A 26,159-nucleotide genomic window follows, 5' to 3' on the forward strand; every position below is an offset into this window, starting at 1 on the left:
AGTTTTAATATGCAAGGCACAATTGCCAGATTAGGTTTGACTTCATTTATGAAGCCTTTAAAATACGGCATTCAGATTTTTGAGTCATACCAAAATTATGTCGACTGATCAGTTAGAAACGCAGATTACTGAACTGGATAATTTGCCAGAACATCGTGAAATTGTGACATTTATGCGCCGTTCTGCGCCTTTAAATACGTCACAACGTACTGCTCTGGAACAGTATCAGTACTTAATTTTGGAATATCCTGTTGGTGATCTTCGTCAACATTTTGAACATCCAGAACGTCCTTTAACTGTTGAAATCGGTTTTGGAATGGGACGCTCTCTAGTATTGATGGCAAAAGCTAATCCCGAACGAAACTTTGTGGGTATCGAAGTGCATGTACCTGGTATTGCACAATGTGTATACGAAGCGGGAATGGCTGGCCTAACGAACCTTCGTGTACTTGATGCCGATGCGATTCAAGTACTTCGTGAAATGCCAGATAATAGTATTAATTGCATCCAGCTTTATTTCCCCGATCCATGGCAGAAAAAACGCCACTTTAAACGCCGTTTTGTTATTCATGAGCGTATGCAACTGGTTGAACAAAAACTTGAGCTTCAGGGCACTTTCCATGCCGCTACCGACTGGGAGCCTTATGCTGACTGGATGCTAGAGGTACTAGATAATAGAGAAAATCTTGAAAATCTCGCAGGTAAAGGCAATAGCTACCCTCGTCCAGATTGGAGACCTCAAACCAAATTTGAACGTCGTGGTCTAGAATCAGGTCATAAAATTAATGACTTTATTTTCAAAAAAGTTCATTAAAAGATAATTCTCTTAAGCACTTACATATTTATGCTAGGTGCTTAATTTTTCAAGAAAAGAATAAAAAATAAGCATCGTTTTAAAGCTCTATAGTTTGCCTCACAAAAACTCATTGACTCATGAAAATTTATCAAGTGAATTTCACTTTTCAAATAATCAGTAAAAAATTATGATCGCATTATTTACATCAGGCACATCTCATGAATCGCCAGATTGCAACATGTATAGGTATTTTGGCTTTATTACTTTGGTCAACTTTAGTTGGAATGCTACGACTGTCTACTGAAAAATTTGGCCCAATGTATACAGTGACCTATGTCTATACTTTAAGTGCGATTATCTTATATTTCAGTTATGGTTTGCCTGATCTTAAACAAGTTTCAAAGACATTTTTAATTTGCTCCAGTGCTCTTTTTGTGGTGTTTGAAACCTGTTTCGCTTTTTCAATTACATTGGCTCAGTCTTCTGAAAAATCCATTGAGATGAATATTATTTTTAGTCTCTGGCCGACCCTTATTATTTTAATACTGGCATTTTTAAAAGAAGAAAAGGTGAATTCTTTAACTATTCTAGGCGTTATCATTAGTTTTTTTGGGATTATTCTTATTAATTATCATCCAAGTCTTAACTTTATTGATAGCTTTTCCAAAAACCCTGTCAGTTATTTACTTATTTTTTTAGCAGCATTGCTTTGGGCGATTTATTGTATCTATACCAAAAAGCACAGCAATGGAACTAATGCCATTTCTTTATATTTTATACTTACTGCAACAGCATTGTGGATTCTCACGTTATCCACACAGGGTTTTCACATTCCCCATGTTACCCAAATGAATAGCTATGTTTTCATTGCCATCAATGCTTTATTCTTTGCGATGGGATATCTAGCATGGAATGTGGGCATTATTAAAGGCAATATGCCTGTTTTAGTCATGCTGTCTTATTTCTCTCCTCTCCTATCCTCTACTTTTTCTGTGATGGTTTTACATTCAAATTTATCGACATATTTTTGGTATGGGGCCGCGATTGTCTGCTTTGGATCACTCATCTGCTGGTTTTCGATTCGGAAAAAATCTATTCCTCAGGTTGAATTAGCCACTTGATTCTAAATTTTTTAAAATCTTAGAATGACAACCTAAAGAATTTGAATAAACTTATCAATTAAATGCCCCATATACAAACAAATACTAAATTCATTGTTTAGTATTTATTTAATAAAAAATTATGTTAAAAAAAGGAAAATATAAAATTTAAATTTTCAATAACCTTTTGTGACAAATCAATAACCTAACTGTTATGCGAAAAGTTGAAAAAATAAACTATTTATAAGAAGAACAAATATAACTTTCTAGCTTGATCATTAAAACAGAGAAACTAAATTATTCATTTTATAAAGATTTCTCTTATAACGGCATTAATACGTCATTGATTTAAGTAAAAAGTTAGACATTTTTCCACTCTTTTTAACGCATTGATTTGATTTAAAATGCAACAACCCAAGGAGTAAGCATGACTTTTTTCCTGTTTATCGTTGCTATTTTGGTACAGCTATTCACTATTTGGGCTGTCTTCTATTTTAGCCTGTCCCGAACTGTGGGCAGTATTGTGACCATTGTGGTAGCGATTGCTTCTGCCTTTATTTTTACAGCTTGGTCATTATTATTAGGGCTTCCACTGATCATTGTTAGTCTCATTCTGTTAATTGATCCGCTACGTTTTAATCTCATAACCAAACCCGCTTTTAATAGCTTGGGTAATTCGATGCCAAGTATTAGTACCACCGAACAAGAAGCACTTGAAGCTGGTACTAGCTGGTGGGAAAAAGAATTATTTATGGGCGCGCCGAATTGGGACGCTTTTAATGCGTATCCATTTCCACAGTTATCTGAAGAAGAGCAAGCCTTTATTGACAATGAAGCTGAACAATTATGCAGTATGTTAGATGAATGGGAAATTCATCATCAAACGAAAGACTTACCTGAACATGTATGGCAATTCATTAAAGACAAAGGTTTTTTAAGTTTAATTATTCCCAAATCGTACGGTGGAAAAGAATTTACCTCGTTTGCACAGAGCCGCATCATGAGTAAAATCGCCTCTCGTTCTTTAACTACAGCTGTGAGTTGTATGGTTCCCAACTCTTTGGGACCAGGCGAATTACTTATGCATTATGGGACAGATGAACAAAAACAGCGTTATTTACCGGGACTAGCCGCTGGTACCGAAATTCCATGTTTTGGTCTGACCAGTCCAGAAGCAGGTTCTGATGCGGGTGCCATCCCTGATACAGGCGTCGTCTGTTATGGTGAGTTTGAAGGTCAAGACGTGCTGGGTTTACGCATGAACTTCTCTAAACGCTGGATTACACTTGCACCAATTGCAACGGTTGTGGGTTTAGCATTTAAATTATATGATCCGGATGGTTTGCTTGGTGATACATCCAAAACAGAATATGGTATTACCTGTGCCCTAATTCCCGCGAGTCATGAGGGAGTTAAAGTCGGACCAAGACATTATCCTGGTTCCCCATTTATGAACGGTACGGTTGAAGGCCGTGATGTTTTCATTCCAATTGACTATATTATTGGTGGCCCTAAAAATGCAGGGAAAGGCTGGCGCATGTTAATGGAATGTCTGGGTGTGGGCCGTGGGATTTCACTTCCAGCATTATCTACAGCCGCAGGAGAAATGTCTTATTTAACTGTTGGTGCATTTGCTAAAGTTCGTGAACAGTTCAAACTTTCTGTCGGTAAATTTGAAGGTGTGCAGGAAGCCACCAGTGATATTGCTAGCGATGCTTATATGTTGGAATCTTTTCGTTATTTAGTCACATGTGGACTAAATCAGGGAGGTACTCCAGCCGTTATGACTGCAATGGCCAAATATTACGCTACTGAAACCATGCGCAAAGTGGTTAATCATGGTATGGATGTAGTCGGAGGACGTGCGATTCAACTTGGACCGCGTAACTTCCTTGCACTTTCTTATCAAGCTATTCCTGTTGCGATTACCGTTGAAGGCGCAAATATTTTAACGCGCTCATTGATGATTTTTGGTCAAGGCTCAATGCGCTGTCATCCTTATTTATTTGAAGAATTACAATTATTACAATCTGACGATAAACCGAGCGCATTAAAACAGTTCCATGAAATTTTGTTTAAACATTTAGGCTATACCTTTAATCGAGGAGCTCGTTCATTTGCTTATGGCTTTAGCGGTGGCTCAAATGATGCGCCTGTCATTTCTGATGACTTTACACAGCCTTATTACAAAATAATCAATCGTTTAAGTGCAAATTTGGCCTTAACCGCAGATATGTCATTAGGACTATTGGCAGGTGATATTAAACGCAAAGAGATGTTATCTGGGCGTTTAGCGGATATTCATGCGTATCTCTTTATTGCGACTTCTATTTTAAAATTTTATGCTCATGGAACAAAATCTGAAGCAGAACAGTTACACGCACAATTGGCATTAGAAAAATCACTTTATAATGTGCAAGAAGCATTTTATGGGTTGTTTGAGAATTTCCCGATCAAACTTGGCGCAGCATTGGTTAAGTTTGTGTGTTTTCCTCTCGGGCGTCCGGTTAATAAACCAAGTGATGAACTCAAACAGGCTGTTGCAGAACTGATCATGCAGGAAAATCCGTTTAGAGCTCAACTGAAAAAACATGTGTACTATTCACAAGATGCCAACGATGTAACGGGTCGTATGGAGTCAGCCTTCCAAATGCTATTACAAATTGAACCACTATGGCATAAATTTAAAAAAGCTGAATCCAAAGATCAGTTTACAGGCTTAACTTTTGAAGAACATATCACCGATGCTGTCTCGACTGGTTTTATTACAGAAGCAGAAGCACAAAGTTTGATTCTTTATAATGCTAAACGTTTCGACAGCATGCTAACCGATATTTTTGACATGGAACTCAATCATGATCTTGAATTGGAAAATCCACACATGCCTATGACAGGCGAAGCAGCGTTCAACGATTTGAGGCTTTAAGCCCTTTACAGAATATGATAAAAGCGTCTACGGACGCTTTTATTTTTGCAATTCACAGGAAAAAATCATGTCACAGCAAGATTATGAAAACGGGTTAAAGGTTCGAACAGAAGTGATGGGTGAATCGTTTGTCAAACGCGCTCAAGAAAATACCATTCCCTTCACTGAACCTCTTCAAAATTGGATTAATGAACATGCATGGGGCTCAACATGGCAACGTGAAGGTGTATTACCACGTAAGTACCGCTCTCTCATTACTTTAGCGATGTTAACCGCGCTTAAAGCGCCTACAGAACTTAAAGGACACGTTCGCGGTGCATTAAATAATGGCTGTACCGTTGAAGAAATACAGGAAACGCTTTTACATAGTTTGCCTTATTGTGGTGCACCCGCTGCTCAAGAGGCATTTCGGGCGGCACTTGAAGTCATTCAGGAATATCAAAATGGTAAAACGTAAATGACCATTTTTAACTTAGATTTTGAAGACTTCTAGTAAATTTGTATTCCGTCTCGACCATTACGTTTTACATAATATAATGCTTTATCGGCTAAACCAAACCATTCGGAGACTGTTGTTGCAGTCTCTACGGATGCGATTCCAATACTAATACTGGCAAAAAACTGTTCAGCACTTTGTAATCGAATTTTCTTGATACTCTCTGAAATATTCTGTGCAAGCATTAAAATTTCATCATTGGTATGATCTACCACAATGATGGCTAATTCATCACCTCCAAAGCGAGCGGGCGTATCTTTAGGCCCAATCATATGCCTTAGAATACTGGAAATTTCTGCCAGAAAATAATCACCGGCTTCGTGTCCATAAGTATCATTAATATGTTTAAAATCATCTATATCCAACAGCATCAGATGCGCATGTGTACCATTTCTTTGGGTTTGAATAAAGGTTGACGATAAGCGCTGTTCAAACAAACGTCGGTTAGGAATATGCAATCGCGGATCCATCAATGCGATTCGTTCAAACTCACGATTTTTACTAATTAACTGGACTGCCAGATTTCGGGTCAACATACTTAAAGACATGATATAAACTGTCGCCAAAGGTAATGAGAACCAAACCATTTCTGCATCAAAACTCAGATTTAATGGAAAACCTAAAGCCATCCATACAGCTAAAAATGTAACAGACATTGCAACGAGAGAAGGCTTGAGTACTTCCCACCCTCCTGCAGCATAACGATCTGAAATTAAAATTGCGATCATAATTAAGGCAGGAAAAGGACTAACTGCCATCAATGCAACCCAAAAACCACCTAAAGCGGCGTCAACCACCAAACTTAAATTGGTGGTTTTCACTGTATCAATTGTCGTTTTTGCATAAAAATAGGCGACTACAGGCCAACAAAATGCATTTATACCAAGCAAAATATATACAAAAAAAGGAGAGTTTAAATAGTGTAGAACCGAAGCGATAGACAAAAAGCACAATATTGTTCCTGTTTGCCGCATCAAAAAAATACGATAAACATACCGTTTGCTACGCTCAAGTAGTATTGTTTCATCGGTTTTTATATAGGTCATTAGCCGCTTTCTGAACAATGATAAACAAATAGCCTATTAATAAGCTGCCAATCAATGGTGCTTCATCTTGATCCAGATAATTCTATCGATATTTTATTCCGAATATAATGTACTTATATACCAATTTCTTTAAATATATTCGATTCAAAATAATTTTATTTATATATAAAAATAACAGCTATCACATTTCTTCTATTTATGGCATTTGAATCATCATAATAAAAAATAATAATTAACACATACGATCAAAAGACCCTATTCAGAAAAATTCTAAATATAGAATTTAATTACATAAACACTGCAAAGTTACAACATTTTATTCATGATCATTCAACACATAAAATCCAAGATCAATCTAAAATTATAATTAACTGATATTTAATCATTTTAAGAGTATGTATCTTTAATTCATTAGAATTTTTGGTATAACTCAAGCCGTTTATTGAAAAGTTAAACTTCATTCATTGTTAAATACAACTTTATTTTATATTTCTATTGAAACCATAAAATTTAGTTGTTACAGGAAATAAGCCCCTTATGTCCAAAAGAAAAATAAAGCCTCTTGAAATAGATGATGTTGAAATTGTTGATTATGATAAGACCAAAAAAGCGATTAAAGCCGCTGCCTTAGGCAACGCAATTGAATGGTTTGATTTTGGTGTTTATGGATATGTAGCGTATGTGCTTGGGAAAGTTTTTTTCCCAAATTCATCGCCTAGTGTACAGATGATTGCTGCACTAGCGACCTTTTCAATTCCATTTATTTTCAGGCCATTGGGTGGCTTATTTTTTGGTCGCTTAGGTGATAAATATGGACGGCAAAAAGTGCTGGCCATTACGATTATTATTATGTCAGTCAGTACTTTTGGTATTGGATTAATCCCCTCTTACGACAGTATTGGTATTTGGGCCCCCATCTTGTTGTTGATTGTTAAAATCGCACAAGGCTTTTCTGTGGGAGGTGAATATGCAGGTGCAGCCATTTTCGTTGCGGAGTATTCACCTGACCGTAAACGCGGCTTTATGGGAAGCTGGCTGGATTTTGGTTCTATCTTGGGTTTTGTGGTAGGTGCAGGTATTGTCTCTTTAATTAGCTTTTCAGTAGGTGAAACCACATTTATGGAGTGGGGTTGGAGAATTCCTTTTTATCTGGCTTTACCCTTGGGTTTAATTGGGCTGTATTTACGTCATTCACTTGATGAAACTCCTACTTTTCAGGCTCATACTGAAAATCAATCGCAGATCAAGAAACCCAAGAAAATTGGATTCAGGCAGATTCTGGCTCAACATAAACGTAGCCTGCTGGTCTGTGTTGGCTTGGTCATTTGCACCAATGTTACTTATTACATGTTGCTCACGTATCTACCGAGCTATTTTTCGCATAACTTAGGCTATTCAGAAGATCATGGTGTATTAATCATTATTGCAGTCATGGTCGGAATGTTATTTGTTCAGCCTTTTGTTGGCATGTTCAGCGACAGAATTGGTCGTCGTCCCTTTATATTTGCGGGCAGTATCGCATTGGTTCTGTTCTCTTATCCCGCATTTCTTTTACTCGATACCAATAATGTTTATTTAATTTTTCTAGGTCTTTTAATTTTAGCACTTTCGCTTAATATGTTAATTGGTGTTATGGCATCGACTCTTCCCGCATTGTTTCCAACCGAGATTCGTTATAGTGCTCTAGCTATTGCTTTTAATATTTCAGTGGTGATCGCAGGCTTAACGCCGACAGTTACCGCAACTTTGGTTGAAACTACGCAAAATATTATGATTCCTGCCTATTATTTAATGTTATGTGGTGTATTCGGAATCATTACTGCTATTTATTTGAAAGAAACAGCCAATTTACCGCTCAAAGGTGCAACGCCAATGGCAGTTAATCCTGAAGAAGCGGAAGAATTGTTGGAACAATATCACGATAATATTGAACAAAGAATTGAACAAATTGACCAGAAAATCGAAGAGCTTCAGGAAAAAAGGGATCACTTAGCTAAACAACATCCTGATATTGATTAACTTCACTCTACCTCAAAAGCAAGCCCCTTCATCCTGAGGGGCTTGTTGGTTCTAAAATTATTTTACTTTATCTTTTATAGAGCTGATCCAATCTTTAAAGTGACCAAACTGTTCGGAAAGAAATGATTCAGTCTCAGGTTGCTCGACGTCTTTTGGCAAAATATGTTCGTAATAAGTTCCCTTCAATACATGTCTAAGCAATCGTTCTCCAGGAAAGGGGCCGCCATCATTTAGCGTTTTAGCGCCTTTAATTAAATGGCGAATATCATATTGCAAAGGTGAAAGATCAGGCACTTGTTTATCAATATTAAGAAGTTTGTAAACTGCTAAACGTCCTGTTCGAGCTGAACTTTCAATAGTAAAAACCACGTCATTATTGGTTTCAACAAATTGCCCAACAAGCGCCAAGTTTCTATATCCCTCTGGCACCACACGTGGACGATCTCCTTTAGCACGCGGCATAAACATTGAAGTAATGTAAGGCATAAAGGCAATACGGGTAATTGTATTGTCAATTACATGGTCGATTTGATCGAGAATTCCTAGGTGATAACACAACTCGGTCAATATTTCATTACCTGTACATTCTGGCATGGTTTTTTTGACATAATTGCCTTGCTTATCCATAAATAACGCATACACCCACAGTACCAGTACATCATCAGGCTGTTCAGGGAAATGCGGTTGACGATTACAGGTGAAACTCATCAACCAGTTTGAATCTGTAATCGTAATAATTCCCCCTGTAACTGTTTTGCCTGAATAGGGATCATTCACGGAATATTGCTTAAGTTTTTCCACAAAAACTGATGGCTTACAAGTCAGCGTCACTGAAAGCCATGAAGACTTTTCAATGTTGCTACAAAATTTTTCAGGCTTACCAAAAACTGGAGATTTCTGCGCAAGGTTTTTCCAGAGTAACCACCCCGCACTTTGTCCACTGCTGCTATTATCAATTTTACTCACTGCCGCAGCGGTGTTATTGCCATATGCGGTATCTTCTGTCATTGAGCCTGTCGTAATAACCACAAAATCATTTTCACTCAGACTAATTTTTTTCTCTTTCCCCTCTTGTTCAATGAATAAAGTTTTTGCAATCTTGTCTTGTTCTTTTTGTTCAAACTCGACATCTTTGACCAAAGTTTTGAGTTGAATAGTGACACCTTTTTTCTTTAAAAACTGCTCTAGGGGTTTAACAAACGTATCGTGCTGATTGTATTTAGGGAACAACAATGCCGTCATTTCTTTAAAACCATCAAACTGATGCAAAAAACGATGCATATAAAGTTTACATTCAAGTAAACTATGCCAGTTTTCAAAAGCAAACATAGTGCGCCAAAGTGTCCAGAAATTTGACGCTAAAAACTCAGTACTGAAATATTCTTCAATCGTAATATCATCCAGTTCTTCTTTTTTTATCATGAGTAATTTTACAATAGCCAGTTGATCTTTTTTGGATAAGCCAAACCGACTAAAGTCCTGAATTTTTCCCTGTTGATGAATCAAGCGTGCTTTGGAAAAATTTGGATCATTATCATTTAATAATCGATATTCATCTAATACGCTAAATGGTTCAGGTAGCTCCAATGCGGGAATATCCTGAAAAATATTCCAGATATTCTCGTAAGCGAACTCCATCTCACGACCGCCACGAATAATAAAACCATCTTGTGCGTTACCAGCACCATCTAAGGATCCGCCTTCTACACCAAGCTGATCTAAAAATACAATATTTGAAGCAGGTATTTGCCCATCTCGGATAAAGTAATACGCAGCGGACAGCCCTGCAATTCCACTTCCGATAATATAAATTTTACTGTTTTTATATATTTCTGCACCGATTCCTCGATTTCTTTGGTAATTACCCACGTAATCCGCAGGCGGTGTCGTTACATCGGGAGAGTTTTGATAAGTTTCTGTACTCGAATCTGGTTCGTGAACCATGTTTCCATAAAATTTTGATGTATTGAGAACTTTATCAAATTTAGACGTAATTTTACTCATGATTTCCTCTTCGGATTTATTATCAGGAACATATTATTTAAGAACTTATGAGTATGCTCATAGACGCTATTATTTTCTGCGCTATTCTGTATAAACTTTGTATAGTGATCAGGCTTTTAAATCCAAGTATTTAGGTCTGATTTAATAACTAAAAATACTTTTTACAACTGTATTTATTAATAATATAAGAGCATCAAAAAATAAGTAATTTTTTATCTCAATAATGGAACAAAAATTATATTTATATCTTGCGATGGCATGAAATTATTTTCTGAAAAATTAAACTGTGTTGCATTTAATTTCTTTATTTTTCCTTTCCAGCACAGCGAAACTAATTCATTTTTATTTCGCTCAATAATCATATTAAAATTTCCGATAGGTTTTGCCCAATTCGCTCCTGTTTTCACAATATAACTCAGGCCCATATAAGGGGGATGTGGGTTTTCCGTTTTATCTAAAGCATTTTTAAAACTCTGATCAACGCAGTGATCTTTTGCAATCTCGTCATCCAAATAAACTGAGCCACCGACCAAGGGTTGATATTGATGCTGAACATGAGTCACACTGTTGGCCCTGAATAGTTGCCGCCAACTATAAATGATTTGTGCTTCCCAATAAATCGTATCGCCTTGATGATAAGGCTTTAATAATTTCTGCACACGGGGCTGTTTGCACTGAAAAACACGTTGGCTGATTAGCTCTTCACTGATCTTTTGCGTCCAGGGATTCATCAGCTCTTGATCACTAAAACCACATTTTTTTAACTCTTGAGTGACATCCACAGAAGCTTTTTTCCAATCCAGCTCACCCTTTTGATTTAAGGGAAGTAAAAAAGCACGAACATGTATAGAAACATCAATAGGTTTCTGATTTACCCTGACTTTAAAACTTTTAATTAATGCTTCAGTATGTGCAAAATCACTTTCGCGTGAACTTCCAACTTTCGGCAAAGGAAATAATACATTTTCCGAAATATTACGATTGGTCAAATTTTTAAAATCATAATCTACGCGGATTTGTTGCTTACTAATAAAAAGATCTTCTTTCTGCATACTAATATTGGGGTTTTTAATATATTCAACCCCACCAGTCGCTATATATCCAATTGAATCATTGGCATATAAAACAGAAGATGTAAATATATTTATGAGTGCAAAACTCAGCATTTCCTTTAACACAACTTGCCCTCTATTTTATTTTAATAATGCTAGTGTTTATCTTAGAACTACTCTAAAGAAAATATAACAAAATTTTATTATATAGTTTCTAAAGTTTAACTAATTTTTGTAGAGTGGATCGGCTGTATATCGCGGTCATTAATCAGAATAACTTGTCGGCAAATCCCTTCTGCATTCCGCTGTTGTTCAAATACAGTGGCAGGCATAGGATCAAAACTGTCAAAAAAACAAATGTCCTGGTCATCCATTGAATAGACCAATGACTGATTACCTACACCATCCAGCGTGTCATAAGACACTATTGCCATTTGACCCTTTTCAATTGCATTTTGTATATCTGAATAGCTTAACGCTGCATCAATAGGAATATGAAGAGTTTCAGTTTGTTGATAAATTAAACGCTCATTTGGATCAATATAAGGATCAGGATCTGTATAGAAAGACACATCAAAACCGAATCTTTTTAAGGCAACAGCCAAGGCAATAGTAAAAGTTCCATTTTCCTCATCATGCTGAGTCACTTGCACCAATTCTGCGATATCTATTTCAATCCCATGATGTTGAAATAACATCCATAGTGCAAAAATTCCGCAATTGGCTTCAAGGTTTAATAAAGACTCTGGAATTTCTAATGCCATAGCTCTGGACTCGTTTTATATTTATGCGAATCATACACAAAACAGCGTTGGCACTGTAACAATTTATCAGTACAATAGCGCACTAGTCGAGGGATGCTGCGACTTTTTCACAGGCATATAAATGTGAAATCGCTAGGCTCGACGTAAGAAGCAATGCTTCGCAGAACAACGGCATCCGCGAACTGAATGATCAATATTTGTTTTTTTAAAAGGAGATCGTGATGAACGCGGTTAATGCTTCATTTACAGATTATAAAGTTGCTGATATTTCTCTTGCTGACTACGGCCGTAAAGAAATCAAACTAGCTGAAGCTGAAATGCCAGCTTTGATTGGTTTACGTAAACGTTATTCAGCTGCTAAACCACTTGCAGGCGCAAAAATCTTGGGTTGTATCCACATGACAATCCAGACTGCGGTTTTAATTGAAACTCTGGTTGAACTCGGGGCTGAAGTTCGCTGGACTTCTTGTAACATTTTTTCTACTCAAGATCACGCTGCTGCTGCAATTGCTGCAAGCGGTGTTCCTGTTTTCGCGTGGAAAGGCGAAACAGAAGAAGAATATGTTTGGTGTTTAGAGCAACAGATCAACGTGAATGGCAAGCCATGGGATGCCAACATGATTCTGGATGACGGCGGTGATTTAACTGCACTTGTTCACGACAAATACCCTGCACTTTTAGAAAAAATTCATGGAATTACTGAAGAAACTACCACAGGCGTACAACGTCTTTTAGAAATGTGGAAAGATGGTTCTCTTAAAGTGCCTGCAATTAATGTTAATGATTCGATCACCAAGTCAAAAAATGACAATAAATATGGTTGCCGTCATTCATTGAACGATGCAATCAAACGTGCAACTGACATGCTGCTTTCTGGTCGCCGTGCGCTTGTGATCGGGTATGGTGACGTAGGTAAAGGTTCTGCACAATCGTTACGTCAAGAAGGCATGATCGTTCGCGTAACTGAAGTTGATCCGATTTGTGCGATGCAAGCATGTATGGATGGCTACGAAGTTGTTTCTCCATACAAAAATGGCGTACAAACAGGTAAAAAAGAAGATATCAATCACGACTTACTTGGCAATACTGACCTCGTTGTGACCACAACTGGTAACTATCACGTATGTGATTCTGCGATGTTAGACAGTTTAAAAGCAGGCGCAGTGGTTTGTAATATTGGTCACTTTGATACCGAAATTGATACCGCCTATTTACGTGGTTACAAATGGGTTGAAGTAAAACCTCAAGTACATCAAGTGTATCGTTCAGAAGATGAAAATAACTACTTGATCCTGCTTTCAGAAGGTCGTCTAGTTAACCTCGGAAATGCAACTGGTCATCCATCCCGTGTCATGGATGGTTCTTTCGCAAACCAGGTTTTAGGTCAAATGCATTTATTTGCTGAAAAATTTGCTGACTTGCCTGCTGACCAAAAACAAGCTGCGATTCGCGTAGAAGTTCTTCCTAAAAAATTAGATGAAGAAGTTGCTGCTGCAATGGTTTTGGGCTTTGGTGGTGTATTGACACAACTTACTCAAGTACAAGCAGATTACTTGGGTGTTGCTGTTGAAGGTCCATTCAAATCTGACGCTTATAAATACTAAGAAAATTGGGGCAGACGATTTATGGACTGCCCTTTTTCTAAAATTTTCCAAGCGCTTTAAAAAGGATTTGAAATGACGAAACGTGTTCCTATTTCTTTTGAATTTTTCCCACCAAAGACTGATGCTGGTGCAGAAAAGTTAAAAAATGTTCATCAAGAGCTCCAACGACTGAATCCAGAATTTTTCTCGATTACGTATGGTGCTGGTGGTTCTACTCGTGAACGCACTTTAGCTGCTATTCATGATTTTAATGGCAAGGGTACACCAGTTGCACCTCATCTTTCATGTATTGGTGATGACAAAAGCCGTATTGCTGAACTATTAGATTTGTATAAATCACAAGGTATTAGCCGGATTGTAGCATTACGTGGTGATTTGCCTTCAGGTCAAGTTGGGCTAGGTGAGTTACCTTATGCCCAAGACTTAGTCCGTTTTATTCGTGAACATTCAGGTGATCACTTCCACATTGAGGTAGCAGCCTATCCTGAAATGCATCCACAAGCAGAAACTTTTGATGCTGACATCAAACGCTTTATTGAAAAAGTAAATGCAGGCGCAAACTCAGGAATTACCCAATTTTTCTTCAATCCAGATGCGTATTTCTACTTTATTGAACGTTTAGAAAAAGAAGGCATTCATATACCAATTGCACCTGGGATTATGCCGATTACCAATGCCAGTAATTTAATTCGCTTTGCGGATGGTACAGGCGCAGAAATTCCTCGCTGGATTCGTAAACAACTTGCTGCCTATGGTGATGACAGTGCAAGTATTAAAGCATTTGGTCACGAAGTTATTGTCAAACTTTGTGAACGTTTAATCGCTGGCGGTGCGCCAACTTTACACTTTTATTCAATGAACCAAATTGAACCAACTCGACAACTTGTTGTTGATCTTGGTTTAAACTAAATTTGTATGAGCCTTACCCAAACATGAATCGCTTTTATATCGAAACCGAATTAAATACTGGTCATACCATTGAACTAACCGAACCAGTATTTCATCATTGGGTACGTGTGCTTCGTGCAAAAGAGCAAGAACAAGCCATCTTTTTCAATGGAAAAGGTGGTGAATATGTTGTAACACTCACTGAAATCAATAAAAAAAATGCGTTTGTTACGGTTGAGTTTTTTGATCCCATTGATCGAACGCCACCTTTTCAGGTGGTTTTAGGCCAAGTCATGAGCAAGGGTGACCGCATGGATTATGCGATCCAAAAAGCAACTGAGCTTGGCGTAACCAAAATTCAACTTTTGACTAGCGAACGTTGTGAAATGCGCCTTAAATATGAGCGTGATCAGAAGAAAATTGACCATTGGCAATCTGTCGCAATCGCAGCATGTGAACAATGCGGCATGAATCGAGTTCCAGAGATTATTGCCCCTATTTCTTTAAATGAGTGGTTTCAGTCCACATTACCTCCCTCACGTTTTGTTTTAGCACCAAACAAAAATCAAGAAAATGTTCTGCAAAATAGCCATGATCATTTGGCCTTATTGATTGGTCCAGAAGGAGGCTTGAGCGAAATTGAAATTCAAGCTGCAAATGAGAATAACTTTAAAAGTTGGTGTATAGGCGAAAGAGTTCTACGTACTGAAACCGCACCTATCGTTGCTCTTTCTATTTTGAATTATCATTTTTTGTCAAAAGCTGACTAATTTAGTCGAAACAAATATTGATTTTCCATGTCAGGTATGACAACGTAAAACGATATTAACAAACACGCTCATTAACATTAAAAAAGCTTTCTGATTTTATTTTTGCATTTACTTATTGCTGTATAAACATTAACCGGATCATATTTATATGTCTGAAATACAAGAAACTGAATTGTACGATCACGTCGATACGGCTCATATCAAAAGCTCAATCAGACATAGTAAAGCTTTATTACTCAATCTATTTTTATTATGTATTTTTGACTATCTATTATATCGTTTATTTTATAGCCCAATTTCTTCTTTTTGGTTCAATACATGGATTGCAATTGGTAGTTTATTTTTTTTAGGTTGCTGGTGCATTACTGAGTTTTATTTCAAAGAAAATAATTATAGCCTCAAAACCGCCAAACTTTGGATGCAATTATTTTGTTTAGGTAGTGGCTCAATCATTGGTACAGGTATTGTACTGATTAATTATAACCTAACTCAGCTCACCCCACCCATTTCTGCTCCCCATGTTTTAACCTTAAGTTCAGTCTTGTACATTATTACAGGGATTATCTGTCTTACCTATCTCACTCAATCTTTACGTCATTTTTTTCTGGTTTTTATACCCACGGTATTGCCTCTATTTATTTCACAATTTACTCATCCCCAAGGTAATTACACGCTTTTTTATGTCGCATATAATTTTATTCTGATCATTTTCATTTTTAGCGCATTCGCCTCCCATCGTAATAAAAGGCGAATGTCGATTTTATTTTTCAAAAATAAAGAACTGAAACAAAATGCCGAACAACAAGTTAAATGGACAGATGAACTTTATCAACAACTCCAAGTTGAAATGGATAAGTCCAAAGAAATTGAGCTGCAATTGCAATTACATAATCAGCTTCTTGAACAAAAAGTCAAAGAACGAACTTATGATATTGAAAAAATGAATGAAAGATTAGAAAACAACGCTCAAAATTTAAGATTGGCTCATGAAATTGCAGGTATTCGGCCTTGGCACTGGGATATTGAACACCGAAAAATAGAACTTACGACACCCGAACAAGATAAAATCACCAAAGATTGGAAATCACATCAGCAATATCTTGAGAATATCGTGCATCCTGACGATTTATTTCTTGTAAAAAGAGCACTATATCGACATTTACGTGGTTATACGCACCGTTTTGATGTGACTATGCGGATTCAGCATGATGATCATTGGTATTGGGTTCAAGAAGTAGGGCAAGTGGTTTTACGTCATGCTCAAAGCAATATTCCTTTGCGCATGGTGGGAATTCGCCGAGACATTAGTCAAGAGAAAAAAGATCAGGATCGTTTAAAACTTGCTGCAAGTGTGGTTCAGCAAGCTGCTGAAGGCATCTTCGTTCTGGATGAGAACCTATGTTACGTTGATGCCAATCCTTGTTATGAACATCTAACAGGATTTAATAAACACGAAATGTTGGGTAAGCATTTATTTGATATTACGCAAAATGATAAATTTCAACAAAAAAATATGCATTTAAATATCACCAAACAGCTTTTACAAAAAGGCGAGTTCGATGGTGAATTAAACGAAAGCTTTCTCTCTGGTAAAGAAGTCTCTATCTGGACGCATATCAACGCTGTAAAAAATGATAATGATCAAATCATCAATTATATCGGGATTGTCTCCGATCAAACTGAACGCAAACGTCAAGAACAACGTTTATCTTATTTGGAAAATTACGATACCTTAACCGATCTCCCCAACCGTTTTTACTATAACTATCAGCTTCATCAGTATTTAGTAAGTCAAAAAGATCCTATTAAACAATTTGCGGTAATTCGTTTCAATATTGACCGGTTTAGAACATTAAACGAGTTTTTGACCAACAATGGAGGCGATGAATTATTAAAAAAAGTCGCGCAACGCTTGCGTTTGACTACACCTGAAGCACTGCTGGTTGCTCACTTAAACGGTGATGACTTTGCGATCCTTTATGAAATTTCACATATTCGCCCTTCTATAGAGCAGCATTGCGCACGTATTTTTGAAAGTTTTCTGGAACCTTTCCAGATTCAATGTCAAGACTTTGTCATTACAGTTTCAATGGGTGTCGCCTATTATCCTGAACATGGACGTCAAATTGACAGTTTGAACAATCATGCTGAGCAAGCATTAAATGATGCAAAACGCTTAGGAGGTAATACCGTTTGTTATTATTCACCAGAAAAATCAGCTTTATTAACTCAAGGGGTCAATATTGAACGTGAATTGAGAAACGCCATCAAAAACAATGAACTGGTGGTTTATTACCAGCCCAAAGTTTGTGCACAAAGCCATAATATTTATGGATTTGAAGCATTAGCTCGCTGGAGTCATCCTACCCGCGGTTTAATTGGACCAGATCTATTTATCCCAATTGCGCAAGAAACGAGCTTAATTTCTGATATTGGTCGATTTGTCATTATGGAAACCGCCAAACAAATCCGTATTTGGCAAGATCTTGGATTTGAAAACATCTGTGTCTCCGTCAATGTAGTCGCCCAGCAAATTCATCGAGGCCAACTTCTCAATGATCTGGATGATGCCATGAAATTTTATCAGATTAGTGGTAATAAATTAGAACTGGAAATTACTGAATCTTCGCTCATGGATAGTTCTGAAATTGTTCAGGAAATGCTACAGGAAATTAAACAAAGGGACATTCTTATTTCACTCGATGACTTTGGAACGGGTTATTCTTCTCTTGCCTATCTGACCGAATATCCAATTGACATTTTAAAAATTGATCGTACTTTTATTTCCAAAATAGGTAACCCAAAACAAGAAGCTATTGTCAGCGCCATGATTGCTATGGGCAAAGCCATGAATTTGACTTTGGTTGCGGAAGGTGTTGAAACACAAGAACAAGCAGACTTCTTAAACCAGCAGAAATGTGACATTTTACAGGGTTTTTTATTTTCTAAACCCCTAAATCCAATAGATAGCACTGAATTTTTAAAAACGCATAAATTTGTCGATTAGCCATTGAAGCAATTTTAACGACAACGCGTTTAAAGCAAATTGATAGTTTTTGACTGGGCGTGAAGCCCAACTAATGTTATATTCGCAAGGATTTACCCTTACACCCAAGCATTCACTAGTTAACTCATGTAACAATCGAGATTCAGATGGACGATCAATCATTAAAACAGGCTGCGTTGTATTATCATGAAAATCCTACTCCAGGGAAAATCAGCGTTACTCCTAGCAAGCAACTTGTCAACCAACATGACTTGGCACTTGCGTATTCTCCAGGAGTTGCAGCTCCATGTTTAGAGATTGAACGCGATCCTTCTACAGCGGCAAAATATACTGCCCGCGGAAATCTGGTCGCAGTGGTCAGTAATGGTACGGCGGTTTTAGGTCTAGGTAATATTGGACCTTTGGCATCTAAGCCTGTTATGGAAGGTAAAGGCGTTCTCTTTAAAAAATTTGCGGGCGTAGACGTTTTTGATATTGAAATTGCGGAAAATGATCCAGATAAAATTGTGGACATTGTTGCTGCCCTGGAACCTACTTTTGGTGGTATTAACCTTGAAGATATCAAGGCACCAGAATGCTTCTATATCGAGAAAAAGCTACGCGAACGCATGAACATTCCTGTGTTCCACGATGACCAACATGGAACCAGTATTATTGTCGGTTCAGCATTATTAAATGCGCTTCAACTGGTCAATAAAAAAATTGAAAATATTAAAATTGTGGCTTCTGGTGCAGGTGCCGCAGCATTATCTTGTCTAGATTTATTATGTGCTCTTGGCGTTCGCAAAGAAAATATTACCGTTGCTGACTCACGTGGTCTTCTAACCACTTCACGTGAAGGTCTGGATGATTCTAAAAAGCGCTATGTTCAGGATATTCCACAGATCAAACTTCATGAAGTTATGGCGGGTACGGATATGTTCCTAGGTCTTTCTGCGGCAGGTATTCTGACCAAAGAAATGGTCAAAGAAATGGCAGAGAATCCAATTATCTTTGCATTGGCCAACCCTGATCCTGAAATTCTACCGGAACATGCACATGAAGTTCGTCCAGATGTCATTATGGCAACTGGTCGCTCTGATTATCCAAATCAGGTTAATAACGCCTTATGTTTCCCCTACATTTTCCGCGGAGCGTTAGATGTTGGCGCAACAACGATTAACGAAGAAATGAAAATCGCCTGTGTCCATGCAATTGCACGTATGGCACATGTGGAAGCAGATGCAGCCACTTATGGTGAAAAATCGGCTTCCTTCGGTCGTGATTATTTGATTCCACGCCCATTAGATCAACGTTTAATTCTTGAAATTGCTCCTGCTGTCGCAAAAGCAGCAATGGATTCAGGTGTTGCGACTCGTCCAATCGAAGATTTTTCAGCTTATCGTCAAAAACTTTCTGAGTTTGTATATAACTCAGCGTTTATGATGAAACCTATTTTTTCACAGGCTAAAACTGATCCTAAACGTATTGCATATGCAGAAGGTGAAGATCAGCGCGTACTTCGTGCTGCACAAATCGCGGTTGATGAAGGTATTGCTTTCCCGATTTTGGTCGGTCGTACCGCTGTGATTGAATCCAACATCAAAAAATTGGGACTACGCTTAGAACACGGCACCAATATTGAGATTGTTGATCAAGAGAAAAATCCACTTTATGAAGAGTTCTGGAAAGATTATCATCAGATTATGCAACGTAAGGGTGTAACCGAAGAATATGCTCAACGTGAAGCGCGTCGTCGTTCAACTCTAATTGCATCACTCTTGGTAAAATTTGGCAAAGCAGACGGTATGCTTTGTGGTACATACAGTAGTTATGATATCCATTTGGATTTTGTCAGTAATGTGATCGGACTTAAAGAAGGTGTAAATAACTTCTTTACTCTTAATGCATTAATGCTTCAAGATCGTAATCTGTTTATTGCAGACACGTATGTCAATACTAATCCGACTGCTGAACAGCTTGTCGATATGACGATTATGGCTGCTGAAGAAGTTCGCCGTTTTGGTATTACTCCACGTATCGCCTTACTTTCCCACTCTAGTTTTGGTAGTGACCAAAATGATCCAAGCGCTAAAAAAATGCGTGAGGTTTATCGTTTACTATCTGAGCGTGCACCTGAGCTTGAAGTTGAAGGTGAAATGCATGGTGATGCTGCGCTTGATGAAAGTATTCGTCATTTTGCATTCCCAAATTCACGCTTTAAAGGGTCTGCAAATTTATTGATTATGCCAAATCTAGATGCAGCGAATATCTCATTCAACCTGCTTAAAGCAACTTCTGGCAATAATGTTACTATTGGCCCTATTTTACTGGGTGCGGCAAAACCTGTTCATATCCTCACACCGACAGCAACGACTCGACGTGTTTTGAACATGACTGCACTTACTGTAGCTGAAATTCAACAAAGTGGTGGCTAATTTCTAAGACTGAAGTTAAAAGAAAAGCTTAACTTTGTGACTTGAGAAAACCTCTGTTCTGTAGCATGATTAGCTTAAGAACAGAGGTTTTTTCATGCATGTTTATTTAGTAGGCGGTGCCGTACGCGATCATTTACTTGGGCATCCCTATCACGAAAAAGATTATGTCGTGGTTGGAGCTACACCACAGCAATTACTGGATCAAGGTTATCAACCTGTTGGCAAAGATTTTCCAGTATTTCTCCACCCAAAAACAAAGGATGAATACGCACTTGCGCGCACAGAACGCAAATCTGGTGTGGGATATCATGGGTTTCAATTTTTTACAGATCCAGACGTTACCTTAGAAGATGATTTAATAAGACGAGATCTGACCATCAATGCTATTGCGATGGATGAAGCTTCTGGCGAGATATACGATCCTTACGGGGGTCGTCAGGATTTGGAACTGAAACTATTACGCCACGTATCAGATGCTTTCTTGGAAGACCCTCTTCGAGTACTTCGGGTAGCGCGATTTGCAGCTCGTTATTTTCAATATGGTTTTCAAATTGCCCCCGAAACTCTGAATTTAATGCAAAAATTAAGTGATTCTGGCGAACTTGATGCTCTTACGCCTGAACGTATCTGGAAGGAAACCTCCAGAGCATTAATGGAAACACATGCTCACGTGTATTTTGAGGTTTTACATCAGTGTGGCGCACTCAAATGCTTATTTCCAGAAATTGAGGCTCTTTTTGGTGTACCACAACGCCCTGAATACCATCCAGAAATTGACTGCGGCATACACACTCTCATGGCGTTACAACAGGCATGTAATGCAAATTATGGACTCGATGTCCGCTATGCCGTTTTAGTGCATGATTTGGGCAAAGCATTAACCCCTCTAGATGAACTTCCACGGCATATCATGCATGAAGAACGTGGGGTGCTGCCTGTACAAAACTTATCTGATCGATTAAAAGTCCCTACGCTACTTAAACAATTAGCTGTATCAGTCTGTAAAGAGCACCTAAAATGCCATCAGTCCATTACTCTTAAACCTGGAACCCTATGGCGCCTGTTACAACGCTTAGATGTTCTTAGACGCCCTGAACGCGTTGAAGCTTTCATTCAGGCGTGTGAGTGTGATGCACGTGGGCGATTAGGTTTAGAAGATCGTGCCTATCCGCAAGCAGATTATATGCGTAAAGCCATGCAAATTGTCCGTTCAATTAAAGCCTCGGATTTACCAGAGGATATTCACGGAGCGGAGATTGGAGAAATGCTAATCCAATACCGCATTGAAGCTTTAGCGCATCTAAAACAGCAATATGAAAGTAATGTTTAAATTACACTCTGATATGAAAGTCCATAAAAAAACCTGAGAAAATCTCAGGTTTTTTATATCAATCACTAAAATTAAGCTTCTGGCGCTGGGCTATATTGCTCAATTAAAGGTTTTAATTCACCATTTTGGAACATTTCCAGCATGATATCGCTACCACCCACTAACTCACCATTTACCCAAAGTTGTGGAAATGTTGGCCAGTTAGCAATTTGTGGAAGTGTTGCACGGATATCTGGATTTTCCAGAATATTCACATAGGCAAATGGACGACCAATTTGACTGAGCGCTTCAACTGCACGCGCAGAAAAACCACATTGTGGAAACTGTGGAGTGCCTTTCATATAAAGTAAAACCGAATGTTTGGCAATTTGATCGCGAATCAATGCTTCGGTGTCACGTGCTTGTTCAGTCATAGATAAATCCTCAACTATTCTGCATGCATTATACCTAAAACCAGTCTCTTTGTTAGGATCGAATACGATAATTCTATTTTAATTTCGTTTAGCTCTTTTATTCTTTGGTCATTTTTGCTTATATAAACGCTTTCCTTTTTATCCAACAGATAAGAGTTCGTCATGAATCACATTACTCTCGCCCCTGTACAACCTGATCAACCTTCGCATTTGATGGCGACTTATGGCCGCCAAGCGATCAGTTTTGTACGAGGACGAGGTTCTTATCTTTATACAGAAGATGGTACAGAGTATCTGGATGCACTTACAGGTATTGCAGTTTGTGGACTGGGTCATGCACATCCTGTTATAGCGCAAGCAATTGCAGAACAGGCTGCAACCCTAATTCATACCAGCAATTTATTTGAAATACCTTGGCAAACCGCTGCTGCACAGAAACTAGCTGAAGTTGCAGGTATGCAAGAAATTTTCTTTTCAAATAGTGGTGCAGAAGCGAACGAAGGTGCGATTAAAATCGCACGTAAATATGCTAGTCAACAAGGGATTAAAAATCCAAAAATCGTAGTCGCTGAAAAGTCTTTTCATGGCCGAACGCTTGCCACATTATCTGCAACAGGTAACAGTAAAGTTCAAGAAGGTTTTTTTCCTCTAGTTGAAGGGTTTATCCGCGTACCGTTTGGGGACTTAGAGGCTTTACAAGAAGTTGCTCTACAACATCCTGATATTGTTGCCATTTTAATCGAACCTATTCAAGGTGAAGGAGGTATTAATACCGCACCGCAAGGTTTTAGTTATCTAGAAGATGTTCGTGCTTTATGTAATCAGCATAACTGGCTGATGATGCTAGATGAAATCCAGACTGGAAATGGTCGTACCGGTAAATATTTTGCTTATCAACATACCAATATTATTCCAGATGTTTTAACAACCGCTAAAGGCTTAGGAAATGGCTTTCCTATCGGTGCCGTAATGACCCAAGCAAAAGCTGTTGGTATACTTGGGCCGGGTAGTCATGGTTCAACTTATGGTGGCACGGTGCTTGGTTCACGTGTGGTTTATACCGTTATTGATACTATCCAACAAGAAAATGCTGTTGAAAATGCTGCGAAAGTAGGAAGTTATATTGTCGAGCAATTACGTAAACAACTTTCAGATTTTAATGTTGAAGTCCGTGGTTTTGGTATGATGATTGGCGTCGAATTACCAAAACCATGTGCTGAAATCGTCGCAATTGCTCGTGATGAATATAAACTGATTGTAAATGTCACGGCAGGTTCAGTGGTTCGCTTACTTCCACCACTAAATATGACTCAGGATCAAGCTGATGATTTATTGTCACGTTTAGTCCCTGCAATTAAGCAATTTTTAGCTTAGTCCGTTTCAGTTAAACGTTCCGCCTTAAAAGCCGCGACGATGTTGTGGCTTTTTAATGAACTCCAAACATAAAAAATCGAGCTATTTGCATAACTCGATCCGTATGGCATTTAAAATTTAGTCCATAACCCCTCTCTAATTTTTAAGAGGCTTCTTGAAAAGTTCGACCACCGGGTAACTGACTAAAATATTGCTTTAAAGCATCCAAACAACGATGAATCTTCATTGGCTGCTGTTCACGTTTGGACGTAATTGCATAAAGTGTAAATGCGGGTAAATTCCACTCTGGCAATACTTCAACCAAAGAGCCATTGATCAACTCTTTTTGTACATCCAGATATAGAATTCTAGTTAAACCATGTCCTTGTTGACATAAAGATTTCGCTACAAAAACATTATTCGTTTGTAGACGAGTTTTCATGTCAATATTTGCAGATTCACCATTGGTCGCATGCTGAAATGAAAAATGCTGATAATTATTCATTAGATTAACTGGAATCAGATCATGATTCTTTAAATCTTCAGGACGCGAAATGGGGGCTGATTGATTCAAATAACTTGGTGAAGCGACCAATACCTGATCGACTCTCGCCATTGGAATCACGGTTAAATTTTGATCTTCGATTTTTGGACTCATACGAATGGCAATATCAATTCGCCCTTCTATGAGATCAATATACCGATGATCTGCTTCAAAATTTATAGATAATCCACGATGTGCGGACATCCAGTGAGATAAAGCTGGGACAACATGTAAGGCGCCTAATTCAGGAGTTGTTGCAATACGCAAATCCCCCACCAAATCGTCACGCAGTTCATTAATACGAATCTTGCCACGTTCCGCAGCAGCTAGCATTTCCTGGCAACTGTGGAAAAAAGCCTGTCCAGCCTCAGTTAAGCTTAGTTTACGGGTAGAACGGTGTAGAAGTGTAACTTCCATGTCCTGCTCTAGAGACCGAATCTGTTGACTCACTGCACTGGTGGTAATACCCAGATCACGGGCAGCACCACTAAACGAACTTTTCTCTACAACACAAGCAAACACTCCCATTGCTCGAAGTTGATCTAACATAAATTTCCCTCTAAACTTATGAGACGCAGTTATCACTATTTGATAAAGGCATCTCATTGTATTATACGGAGAAATCCAGCTTTTGCATTATTTAATTTCAATTTCCAACTAGTTAATTGGGATAATATTTGCAGGATTAATTGGCTTGCCATCCAAACGAATTTGGAACTCTAGCATGACCCGACTGGCCCCCGATGAACCCATTTCTGCAATTTTTTGTCCTGCTGTGACATTATCGCCACTTTTTACTAGCGTTTTACTATTATGAGCGTAGGCCGTAATGTAGCCATCTATGTGCTTAATCAGAACTAAATTACCATATTCCTTAAGGCCATCGGCAGCATAAACGACCTGCCCATTTGCAGCGGCATAAATAGGATCCCCAACATTTCCACCATAGCGTAACCCTTTGACATTACTAGCCAGATTAAATTGTTGAATAATTGGCCCTGTTGAAGGCTTAACCCAACGTAAACTACTGGATGTAGGTGTGGGTGTAATCACGGGTGCTGTCGTCGTTACTGGTGCAACAGGCTGTGTGACTGGACGCGATGTTGTCGTCTGAGTTGTGGTTGTTGGTGTAGTAGGTAATGCAATAGTTTGGCGTTGTATTGGAGCTGTTTGAGTAATCGCCTGTGTCGTCGTGGTACGTTTGGTTGCTGATCCTTTCAGACGTAAAGACTGATTTACGTAAATGCGATATGGGGGTGCAATATCGTTTAATTCAGCAATATTAATATAATTCAATCCATAACGTGCGGCGATGCCACTTAAGGTATCTCCCGAACGTACTGTATAATAATCTGGCGAATTCAACACGCGTGTCGAATTAGAAACTTGCGGTTTAGAGGCACACCCCGTGATTGCAAGTGCGGAACCAACCGCCACAGACATCATTATTATTTTTAGAAATTTATGGCTGGAAATAAATAATATTTCAGTCTCATGTCGAAGCAATCGCATCGATCTCCCTCTCTCATCAATATAAAACAACAGACATTTGCGCTAAGAGTACCAAAAAAGGACGAAGACGCGCGTTCCTCCTTCTTTTTTTCACAAAGTTATAACATTCTATGCAGCT

The 26,159-nt window shown here is 38.3% G+C and carries 19 protein-coding genes; 12 read left to right on the plus strand and 7 right to left on the minus strand.

All coding sequences use genetic code 11. From position 1 onward, the window contains the following. The first annotated feature begins 97 nt into the window (after positions 1–97). The 4 genes from trmB (at position 98) to IAE19_RS03765 (ending at position 5,279) form a co-directional block, all read left to right on the plus strand. Complete coding sequence (trmB, locus tag IAE19_RS03750) at positions 98–814, plus strand: tRNA (guanosine(46)-N7)-methyltransferase TrmB (protein WP_200459850.1); 717 nt, start codon at positions 98–100, stop codon at positions 812–814. A 200-nt stretch (positions 815–1,014) separates the two neighbouring features. Then, on the plus strand, positions 1,015–1,917 hold the full coding sequence (yddG, locus tag IAE19_RS03755; RefSeq protein WP_200459592.1) for an aromatic amino acid DMT transporter YddG: 903 nt from the start codon (positions 1,015–1,017) through the stop codon (positions 1,915–1,917). A 406-nt stretch (positions 1,918–2,323) separates the two neighbouring features. Then, the gene (locus IAE19_RS03760; protein WP_200459593.1) at positions 2,324–4,822 is read left to right on the plus strand and encodes an acyl-CoA dehydrogenase; all 2,499 of its coding nucleotides are present in this window, start codon (positions 2,324–2,326) and stop codon (positions 4,820–4,822) included. Between the two features lie 67 nt (positions 4,823–4,889). Next, entirely contained in the window at positions 4,890–5,279 is a 390-nt protein-coding gene (locus IAE19_RS03765) for a carboxymuconolactone decarboxylase family protein (RefSeq protein WP_200459594.1), read from the plus strand. 32 nt (positions 5,280–5,311) lie between these two features. Here the strand turns inward: IAE19_RS03765 and IAE19_RS03770 are convergent, their stop codons facing one another. Continuing rightward, positions 5,312–6,364 carry a diguanylate cyclase gene (locus IAE19_RS03770; RefSeq protein WP_200459595.1) on the minus strand — a complete coding sequence of 351 codons (1,053 nt, stop codon included), beginning with the start codon at positions 6,362–6,364 and terminating at the stop codon, positions 5,312–5,314. A gap of 537 nt (positions 6,365–6,901) precedes the next feature. Here IAE19_RS03770 and proP point away from each other — a divergent pair. Then, positions 6,902–8,383 (plus strand): glycine betaine/L-proline transporter ProP, encoded by a 1,482-nt coding sequence (gene proP, locus IAE19_RS03775; protein ID WP_200459596.1) that lies wholly within the window; start codon positions 6,902–6,904, stop codon positions 8,381–8,383. Positions 8,384–8,440: 57 nt separating this feature from the next. Here proP and IAE19_RS03780 read toward each other — a convergent pair whose 3' ends face one another. The 3 genes from IAE19_RS03780 to IAE19_RS03790 all read right to left on the minus strand — a co-directional run bounded on the left by IAE19_RS03780 (position 8,441) and on the right by IAE19_RS03790 (position 12,203). Next, positions 8,441–10,387 (minus strand): oleate hydratase, encoded by a 1,947-nt coding sequence (locus IAE19_RS03780; RefSeq protein WP_200459597.1) that lies wholly within the window; start codon positions 10,385–10,387, stop codon positions 8,441–8,443. A 212-nt stretch (positions 10,388–10,599) separates the two neighbouring features. Next, entirely contained in the window at positions 10,600–11,553 is a 954-nt protein-coding gene (locus IAE19_RS03785; protein WP_200459851.1) for a DUF4424 family protein, read from the minus strand. Positions 11,554–11,660: 107 nt separating this feature from the next. Continuing rightward, a complete protein-coding gene (locus IAE19_RS03790) occupies positions 11,661–12,203 on the minus strand; it encodes a cysteine peptidase family C39 domain-containing protein (protein WP_200459598.1) in 543 nt (180 codons plus the stop codon). Between the two features lie 221 nt (positions 12,204–12,424). Here IAE19_RS03790 and ahcY point away from each other — a divergent pair, with 221 nt between their 5' ends. The 6 genes from ahcY to IAE19_RS03820 all read left to right on the plus strand — a co-directional run bounded on the left by ahcY (position 12,425) and on the right by IAE19_RS03820 (position 22,219). Further along, positions 12,425–13,807: an adenosylhomocysteinase gene (gene ahcY / locus IAE19_RS03795; protein WP_200459599.1), complete on the plus strand. Its 1,383-nt coding sequence runs from the start codon at positions 12,425–12,427 to the stop codon at positions 13,805–13,807. A 72-nt stretch (positions 13,808–13,879) separates the two neighbouring features. Beyond that, positions 13,880–14,716, plus strand: a complete 837-nt coding sequence (gene metF, locus IAE19_RS03800; protein ID WP_200459600.1) for a methylenetetrahydrofolate reductase [NAD(P)H] — start codon at positions 13,880–13,882, stop codon at positions 14,714–14,716. A gap of 23 nt (positions 14,717–14,739) precedes the next feature. Next, positions 14,740–15,465 (plus strand): 16S rRNA (uracil(1498)-N(3))-methyltransferase, encoded by a 726-nt coding sequence (locus tag IAE19_RS03805; RefSeq protein WP_200459601.1) that lies wholly within the window; start codon positions 14,740–14,742, stop codon positions 15,463–15,465. Positions 15,466–15,613: 148 nt separating this feature from the next. Then, positions 15,614–18,472, plus strand: coding sequence for a putative bifunctional diguanylate cyclase/phosphodiesterase (locus tag IAE19_RS03810; RefSeq protein WP_200459602.1), 2,859 nt, complete (start codon positions 15,614–15,616; stop codon positions 18,470–18,472). 146 nt (positions 18,473–18,618) lie between these two features. Further along, positions 18,619–20,889: an NADP-dependent malic enzyme gene (locus IAE19_RS03815; RefSeq protein WP_200459603.1), complete on the plus strand. Its 2,271-nt coding sequence runs from the start codon at positions 18,619–18,621 to the stop codon at positions 20,887–20,889. 94 nt (positions 20,890–20,983) lie between these two features. Next, positions 20,984–22,219 carry a multifunctional CCA addition/repair protein gene (locus IAE19_RS03820; protein ID WP_200459604.1) on the plus strand — a complete coding sequence of 412 codons (1,236 nt, stop codon included), beginning with the start codon at positions 20,984–20,986 and terminating at the stop codon, positions 22,217–22,219. Between the two features lie 71 nt (positions 22,220–22,290). On the opposite strand, the gene grxD is transcribed toward IAE19_RS03820, so the two are convergent. Continuing rightward, positions 22,291–22,632 carry a Grx4 family monothiol glutaredoxin gene (gene grxD / locus IAE19_RS03825; RefSeq protein ID WP_004988322.1) on the minus strand — a complete coding sequence of 114 codons (342 nt, stop codon included), beginning with the start codon at positions 22,630–22,632 and terminating at the stop codon, positions 22,291–22,293. Between the two features lie 162 nt (positions 22,633–22,794). Between grxD and IAE19_RS03830 the strand changes: the two genes are divergently transcribed. Continuing rightward, positions 22,795–24,006 carry an aspartate aminotransferase family protein gene (locus IAE19_RS03830; RefSeq protein WP_200459605.1) on the plus strand — a complete coding sequence of 404 codons (1,212 nt, stop codon included), beginning with the start codon at positions 22,795–22,797 and terminating at the stop codon, positions 24,004–24,006. A gap of 142 nt (positions 24,007–24,148) precedes the next feature. Here the strand turns inward: IAE19_RS03830 and IAE19_RS03835 are convergent, their stop codons facing one another. Both IAE19_RS03835 and IAE19_RS03840 read right to left on the minus strand, forming a co-directional pair. Further along, on the minus strand, positions 24,149–25,078 hold the full coding sequence (locus IAE19_RS03835) for a LysR family transcriptional regulator (protein WP_200459606.1): 930 nt from the start codon (positions 25,076–25,078) through the stop codon (positions 24,149–24,151). A gap of 108 nt (positions 25,079–25,186) precedes the next feature. After that, on the minus strand, positions 25,187–26,041 hold the full coding sequence (locus IAE19_RS03840) for a peptidoglycan DD-metalloendopeptidase family protein (protein WP_200459607.1): 855 nt from the start codon (positions 26,039–26,041) through the stop codon (positions 25,187–25,189). Positions 26,042–26,159: the final 118 nt, after the last annotated feature.

This window comes from Acinetobacter sp. S40, from assembly GCF_016624705.1.
Classification (GTDB): Bacteria; Pseudomonadota; Gammaproteobacteria; order Pseudomonadales; family Moraxellaceae; genus Acinetobacter.